This is a genomic window from Micromonospora sp. NPDC005163, assembly GCF_053599835.1.
Genome location: NZ_JBSFYP010000005.1, coordinates 173,519 through 180,329, shown reverse-complemented (window position 1 = coordinate 180,329; position 6,811 = coordinate 173,519). Strand labels below are relative to the sequence as shown.

Below are 6,811 nucleotides of genomic sequence, written 5' to 3'. Positions count from 1 at the left end.
GGTTTTTGGTTTTCGGGGGGGGGGGGGCGCCCGATCCCACCAAAAAACAAAAGATGTCCCCCGGGGGGGTTACCGCCCCGGCGGGCGGCCCCCCCCCCGGGGGGGGCGCCGGACCCCGGGTACGTCAGCGGACGTACCCGGGATGTCGCCGACGGTCGGACGCCCGGACCGGGCCCGGCGGGCAGCATCCTGGTATGCGTCGGATCCCGCCCACCGCCCGCAAGGCGCTGCTCACCCTGCACCTGGTCACCTCGCTCGGCTGGCTCGGCGCCGACCTGACGCTGCTCACGCTCGGCGTCGCGGCACAACGCGGCGCCGACCCGGCCGTCGTCTACCCGGTCGCCGCGCTGGTCGGCACCGTGCTGTTCGCGCCGTTGAGCGTGCTGGTCTGGCTGGTCGGCGTGGCCAGCGCGCTGCTCACCCCGTGGGGCCTGCTGCGCTACCGATGGGTGGTGGTCAAACTCGTGCTCACCACGGTGATGGTCGGGCTGGTGCTGTTCCTGCTCACCCCGAACCTGCGGCACGCCGGCGCGCTGGGCGCCGCCCTGCCCGCCCGGGACCGCGCCGACCTGGTGATCGCGCCGGCCGTGTCGACCAGCCTCATGATCATTGCGACGGTGCTGTCCACGTACAAGCCGTGGGGTCGACGGCCGGCGGCGCGGCCCACCGTCGCGGGCCGGACCGGCCATGATCGCGCCGCAACCAGGATCTAGTGGCCTCCTCTCGGCGGCAGGCCACTACATCCAGGATCGAGCACGATCTTCGCGGGCGGCCGAGCGCGGGGCGGGCGATCAGGTGGCGGGCGGGGTCTCGCCGGGGCGGTCCAGGGCCGCGCCCAGCCGGGTGGCCAGGGCCAGGTGGGCCGCCCGGGCCTGGCGGAACGCGTACCCGAACAGCGGGGCCGGCGCGGTCAGCGTGATCTCGACGTCGACCCGGACCAGGCCGTCCGGCTCGCCACGCAGCCGGGTGTGGTTGCGCACCGTCGTGGCCGGCCACTGGCGGGCCACCGTCACAATCTCGTCGTCCTCGCTGATCAGCACGTCCGCCTGGTAGCTGGTCCGGAAGCGGAGCGGGCCGGCCACCAGTCGGTCGCTGATCGCGTAGCTGGCCCGGGCGCCGGGCCGGGGCGGCAGCCGGCGGACCCGGACGATCAGCGGGTGCAGCTCACCCTGCCGGGTCAGATCGCTCAGCAGGGCCGCCGCCTCCCGCGGCTCGCACCGGGCCTGGACGGTGTAGCTGAAGGTATCGCTCCTGAGCACACCGTCTCCCGCCATCGTTGGTCGCACGATCGTCCCGTACCCCGGTCGGGCTGGCAACGCCCGGACGGACACGGACCGTTGCCTCGGCACGCACACCCCGTTCCCACTACGGTCGGCTGGTGGGGAACCACCGGCCGTGACGGGCGACGGAGGGCGTGAGCATGAACGGGTACGACCGGTGAGCGGGCACGTGATGGTCTTCGCGCCCACGCCGCAGCTGACGGTGACCGTCGACCAGCCGAACGACCAGCCCGAGCTGCACCTGCACCCGGGCGGGCAGGGCGTCTGGCAGGCCCGCATGGTGATGTCGCTCGGGGTCGACGTGGTGCTCTGCACCGCCCTCGGCGGCGAGATCGGCCAGGTGCTGGAGCCGCTGCTCGTCAGCGAGGGAGTGGACCTCAAGGTGGTGGTCCGCGACTCCGGCAGCGGCGGGTACGTGCACGACCGCCGGGACGGGTCCCGGCGGGAGATCGCCGATGTGCCCGGGCAGCCCCTGAGCCGGCACGAGCTCGACGAGTTGTACAACCTGGCCCTCGGCGAGGGGCTGCGGGCGTCGGTGAGCGTGCTCAGTGGACCCAACGAGCCGTGGCTCGTCCCGGCCGACCTGTACCGGCGTTTCGCCGCCGACCTCGGCGCCAACGGCGGCCGGGTGGTGGTCGACCTCTCCGGCGATCACCTCGGCGCGGTGCTGGACAGCGGGGTGTACTTCCTGAAGGTGAGCCACGAGGAACTGATCCGCGACGGCCGCGCCCGCAACGGGGAGAGCGCGGAGCTCACCCGGGCGATATACGAGCTGCACGCCGCCGGCGCCGAGACGGTGGTGGTGAGCCGGGCCGACGAACCGGCGCTCGCGCTCATCGACGGTGAGCTGTTCGAGGTGGAGATGCCCCGGTTGCAGGCGGCCGACCCGCGCGGCGCGGGCGACTCGATGACCGCCGGGGTGGCCGCCGTGGTGGCCGGCGGTGGAGACATCCGGACCGCCATCCGGACCGGCGCCGCCGCCGGGGCGCTCAACGTGACCCGGCACGGGCTGGGCACCGGGCGGTTGGACTCGATCACCGGTCTGGTGGAGCGGGTCCGGTTGGTCCCGGCGGACAGCCGACAACAGGAGCGGACCACCCCCGACGAACTGGCCGACCGGGCGGTCGAACGATGACGCTCCGCGTGCTCGTCACCAACGACGACGGGATCGCCGCGCCGGGGATTCAGGCGTTGGCCTGGGCGGCGGCGCAGCGGGGCCTGGATGTGGTTGTCGCCGCGCCGCTGGAGGAGGCGAGCGGTACCAGCGCCGCCATGAGCGCCCTGGAGCAGGACGGGCGGGTGGTGGTGCACGACCACCCGCTGCCGGAGTTGGCGGGCGTGCCGGCGTACGGGGTCGGCGGCTCGCCCGGCTTCATCACGCTGATCGCGCTGCACGGCGCTTTCGGCCCGCCGCCGTCGGTGGTGCTCTCCGGCATCAACCGGGGTGCCAATGCCGGCCGCGCCGTACTGCACTCCGGCACGGTCGGCGCCGCGTTCACCGCCGCCACGAACGGCTGCCGGGCGATCGCGGTCTCGCTGGACGTGCTCTCCGCGGGCGAGGCGACGGCCGCCAGCGGTGGCGCCGCGGTGCACGCCGCCGCCCGGGTACGCGACGCCGAGCGCAACTGGAGCACCGCCGCGCGGGTCGCCCTGGATCTGCTCCCCCGGCTGACCGCCGCGCCGATCGAGAGCGTGCTCAACGTCAACGCCCCGGACCTGCCGCACGGGCGACTGCGCGGGGTGCGCCGGGGCACGCTGGCCAGCTTCGGTCAGGTGCAGATGACGGTGGCCGAATCCGGGCACGGCTTCGTGCGTACGTCGCTGGAGGAGCCGGGCCAGGCCGCGCAGCCCGGCACGGACGTGGCGTTGCTGGCCGCGGGGTACGCGTCCGTGACGGCCATCCGGGCGGTCACCGAGGTGGCCGACGTCGACCTGACCGGCCTGGACGAACAGCCCTGACCGGCGTGGGCCGGGTGTCGGCGCTCAGGCGCCGGGAAGCACCTCGGGGGTGGCGGTGCCGGCGAAGTACGGCTCGGGGGCGCCGAAGAGGCCGAGCAGGCCGGTCACCCAGAGCTGCCGGTGCACGAACCGGCTCGGTTCGGTGACCACCAGCTTCACGCCGCTCACCTCGGCGGTCTGGAAACCGGCCACCATCGCGCTGATGCCGACCGAGTCGATGAAGGTGACCAGCCTCATGTTCAGCTCGATGCGCAGGGGGCGGCCCTTGGCCAGCACCTCCGCGATCGCCTCGCGCACCTCGTACGCTGTGTCGACGTCGATCTCGCCGCGCGGGGCGATCTCCACGACACCACCGGACAGAACCGACTTCACGATCGACAGGCTCACGCGAGCACCTCCACCCGCCCGTCCCCCGGGCGCCTCATCAGTACGCGGGCCGCGACCGACAGTATTCCTTTGACGGCCTCGGTCGCCACCCCTCGGGATGAGCAATATGCGGATCCGGGCACGGGCAAGTCGGCCATATCCGGATTTTTCACTTCCTGATTACTCAGTACTTTTCGTTATCTGACCACTCAACGATCGGTCGGAACCGACGCGTCGCCGGACCAGGGTAGCGGTCCCGGCCCGGCGCACCCGCCAACCGGCCCGCCATGCGTGCCAGCCCCGCGTGACACCGGCGTGTCGCACCTCGTCGATCGACCCTGACGAGCCCGGATGGTTGCCGACGCCACCTAGCATCGGCCGGGGAACCCACCGTGACGGAGAGGACCTTCAATGATCAAGAGACTGGCCGGGCTGGCCGGCGTCGGCGCCCTGCTCGCCCTCGTACTGGCCTGCGGCTTCGGTGGCGGAGGCGATGACGACGACGATGACGATGACGACTTCGCCCGGGGCGTCTCCGTGGTGGTGCTGCGCTGACTGTCCGGCGAGCCGGGTCGGCCGGGTTTGCGCCTGGCCGGCGCGGGGCACTGCGGGGTAGGCGAATCGTGACGCGCTGACAGACGCCGAAGTCCGAAGTGGCCGCAGGCTTCGGCACCCGAGGAGGTAACCACGATGTTCGGAACCAACCTGCTGGACCGCCGCGGCAAGCCGGAGCGGATCGCGGACCAGGCGTGGGAGCACCTGGTCTCCGCCGTCAGCTCCGCGGGAGACAGTGTCCGGGGCACCGCCCGCTCCGCCCGGCGCGACAGCGGCGACCTCGCCGACGGCGCGACCGACCTGGTCGGCTCCGCCGCCGACGAGGCGCGGCGCCGGGCCTCGCTGGCCTTCGACGCGCTCGCCGGCCGTCAGCCGGCACTCCCCTGGACGCTGCTGATCGGCGCCGCGCTGGTCGGCGCGGCGGTCGGCTGGGCCGTCGGCTCCGCTGCCCGGGCCGCCGGCAGCCGGGACGACCGCGCGGTGGACGACGTCGAGTTCGTCGACGTCGACCGCCCCAACTCCCCCATCGGCCTGAACGACTGACCCACCCGCGGCCGTACGCGGGCCCCGCTCGACCCCACGGTCCAGCGGGGCCCCTGCCTTTCTCCCTCTCCACCACCACCGCCCGCCCCGCCCGGCGCGCTGTCCGCGTGAGAGAGCTTTGGAAGCGCTCACACCATCGATCCTCGTGCACGCGTCCGCCACCGGACGGGACGGACGGGCCCCTCGCCTCACCCCGGCGGGGCGAGGACGGCTCACCCCGGACGGCGGCAGGATCGGACCCCGGCGGACTTCGGCCGCGGCCGTCACCCGGTCCGCCGCCCACGCACCGGAGGAGGGACAGATGGCCATCGCGACGATCAGCCGCACCGACCAGGACATCCAGTCCGCCGTACTCGACGAGCTGACCTGGGAACCGCGAGTGCAGCCGCACGAGATCGGCGTGACCGTCGCCGAGGGCGTCGTCACGCTGACCGGGCGGGTGGACAGCTACGCGAAGAAGTGGGCCGCCGAGCGGGCCGCGCACCGGGTCGCACGGGTCCGGGCACTCGCCAACGACCTGACGGTGCGACTGCCCGGCGAGGCCGAACGCGCCGACCCCGACCTGGCCGCCGCGGCGAGCCACGCGCTCGAGTGGGACGCGTTCGTGCCCGTCGAGAAGCTCCAGGTCACGGTCTCGGCCGGCTGGGTGACGTTGCACGGCGAGGTCGAGTGGGAGTACCAGCGCCGGGCCGCCGAGCGCGCCGTCACCAGGCTGACCGGCGTACGCGGGGTGAGCAACGGGATCACCGTCCGCCCGTCCGCCGTGCCGGCCGGCCATAACCTGGCCGAGCGGATCGTCGACGCGCTGGCCCGGGCCGGGGCCACCGAGGCCGAGCGGATCAGCGTCCGGGTGCACGGAGACACCGCCGTGCTCGCGGGGCTGGTGCACTCGATGCCCGAGCGGGCCGAGGTGGAGCGGGTGGCCTGGTCCGCGCCGGGGATCCGAGAGGTGCAGAACCACATCGCGGTCGCCCCGGTGCTGCGCTGAGCCGAGCGCGGAACCACCCGGGACGGGTGAGCCGGCCTCACCCGCCCCGGCAGCAGGCTGGGGGCATGAGTGATCCGAACGGGCTGATCCAACCGGGGCGACCCGCACCCGGCTTCACCCTGGAGAGCACCCCGGACGGGCGCCCGACCGGGCCGGAGCAGTTCCGCGGCCGGCCGGTCGTGCTCGCCTTCTACCCCGCCGACTGGAGCCCGGTCTGCGGTGACCAGATGTCGCTCTACCAGGCGGCGGCGCCGGTGTTCGACCAGTACGACGCCGCGCTGCTCGGCATCTCGGTGGACAGCATCTGGTCGCACCGGGCGTTCGCGCAGAGCCGGGGCATCGAATTCCCGCTGCTGGCCGACTTCGAGCCCAAGGGCGAGGTGGCCCGCCGGTACGGCGCGTACACCCCGCAGGGCGAGGCGGCCCGGGCGCTGGTGGTGCTCAACCCGGCCGGGACGGTGGCCTGGAGCCACCTCTCCCCACCGGACGTCAACCCGGGCGCGGACGGCATCTTCGACGCGCTGGACCGGCTCGCGGCCGACCGGGCGGTGATGGCCCGATGAGCACCCCGCTCCAGGTCACCGCCCGCCTTCGGGACCCGGTGACCACCGACGACCATGTCCGGGGGCCGGCCGACGCGCCGGTCACGATCGTCGAGTACGGCGACTTCCAGTGCCAGTTCTGCGGCGCCGCGTACCCCAACCTGCACGAGCTGCTGCGGCAGCGGGCCGACACGGTACGGATGGTCTACCGCTACTTCCCGATCGCCAACATCCACCCGTACGCCGAACGAGCCGCCGAGACAGCCGAGGCCGCCGCGGTCCGTGGCCGGTTCTGGGAGATGCACGACTGGCTGTACGAGCACCAGGACCAGCTGGACCCGGTGCACCTCTCGCTCGGCGTCGAGCAGCTCGGGCTGCCACCGGACGAGCTGAACGCGGAGGTGGAGGGCCGGGCGTACGCCGACCGGGTGCGCCGGGACTTCGTCGGCGGGATCCGCAGCGGGGTGAACGGCACCCCGACGCTCTTCGTCAACGACGTCCGGCACGAGGGCGGGTACGACCTGCCCGACCTGCTGACCGCCGTGGACGCGGCGGCCAACACCTGACCCTCGTGGCCG

General features: G+C 73.6%; 10 protein-coding genes. 8 read left to right on the top strand and 2 right to left on the bottom strand.

The features are described 5' to 3' along the window. Positions 1-194: 194 nt before the first annotated feature. Positions 195-713 carry a hypothetical protein gene (locus tag ACWD6N_RS06815; protein WP_354965468.1) on the top strand — a complete coding sequence of 173 codons (519 nt, stop codon included), beginning with the start codon at positions 195-197 and terminating at the stop codon, positions 711-713. Between the two features lie 78 nt (positions 714-791). Here ACWD6N_RS06815 and ACWD6N_RS06810 read toward each other — a convergent pair whose 3' ends face one another. Beyond that, on the bottom strand, positions 792-1,259 hold the full coding sequence (locus tag ACWD6N_RS06810) for an SRPBCC family protein (protein ID WP_354965469.1): 468 nt from the start codon (positions 1,257-1,259) through the stop codon (positions 792-794). Positions 1,260-1,437: 178 nt separating this feature from the next. On the opposite strand from ACWD6N_RS06810, the gene ACWD6N_RS06805 reads away from it, so the two are divergent. Then, positions 1,438-2,415 carry a PfkB family carbohydrate kinase gene (locus ACWD6N_RS06805; RefSeq protein ID WP_354965470.1) on the top strand — a complete coding sequence of 326 codons (978 nt, stop codon included), beginning with the start codon at positions 1,438-1,440 and terminating at the stop codon, positions 2,413-2,415. Continuing rightward, the gene (gene surE, locus ACWD6N_RS06800; protein ID WP_354965471.1) at positions 2,412-3,239 is read left to right on the top strand and encodes a 5'/3'-nucleotidase SurE; all 828 of its coding nucleotides are present in this window, start codon (positions 2,412-2,414) and stop codon (positions 3,237-3,239) included. The genes ACWD6N_RS06805 and surE overlap by 4 nt, the downstream gene beginning before the upstream one ends. A gap of 24 nt (positions 3,240-3,263) precedes the next feature. Here surE and ACWD6N_RS06795 read toward each other — a convergent pair whose 3' ends face one another. Then, a complete protein-coding gene (locus ACWD6N_RS06795; RefSeq protein WP_354965472.1) occupies positions 3,264-3,626 on the bottom strand; it encodes an STAS domain-containing protein in 363 nt (120 codons plus the stop codon). Positions 3,627-4,016: 390 nt separating this feature from the next. Here ACWD6N_RS06795 and ACWD6N_RS06790 point away from each other — a divergent pair, with 390 nt between their 5' ends. The 5 genes from ACWD6N_RS06790 to ACWD6N_RS06770 all read left to right on the top strand — a co-directional run bounded on the left by ACWD6N_RS06790 (position 4,017) and on the right by ACWD6N_RS06770 (position 6,799). Beyond that, complete coding sequence (locus ACWD6N_RS06790; RefSeq protein WP_354965473.1) at positions 4,017-4,160, top strand: hypothetical protein; 144 nt, start codon at positions 4,017-4,019, stop codon at positions 4,158-4,160. Between the two features lie 135 nt (positions 4,161-4,295). Further along, complete coding sequence (locus ACWD6N_RS06785) at positions 4,296-4,703, top strand: hypothetical protein (protein ID WP_354965474.1); 408 nt, start codon at positions 4,296-4,298, stop codon at positions 4,701-4,703. 301 nt (positions 4,704-5,004) lie between these two features. Further along, complete coding sequence (locus ACWD6N_RS06780; protein WP_354965475.1) at positions 5,005-5,691, top strand: BON domain-containing protein; 687 nt, start codon at positions 5,005-5,007, stop codon at positions 5,689-5,691. Between the two features lie 65 nt (positions 5,692-5,756). After that, positions 5,757-6,254, top strand: a complete 498-nt coding sequence (locus ACWD6N_RS06775; protein WP_354965476.1) for a redoxin domain-containing protein — start codon at positions 5,757-5,759, stop codon at positions 6,252-6,254. Further along, positions 6,251-6,799 (top strand): DsbA family protein, encoded by a 549-nt coding sequence (locus ACWD6N_RS06770; RefSeq protein ID WP_354965477.1) that lies wholly within the window; start codon positions 6,251-6,253, stop codon positions 6,797-6,799. Before ACWD6N_RS06775 ends, ACWD6N_RS06770 begins: the two co-directional genes overlap by 4 nt. The last annotated feature ends 12 nt before the right edge of the window (positions 6,800-6,811 follow it).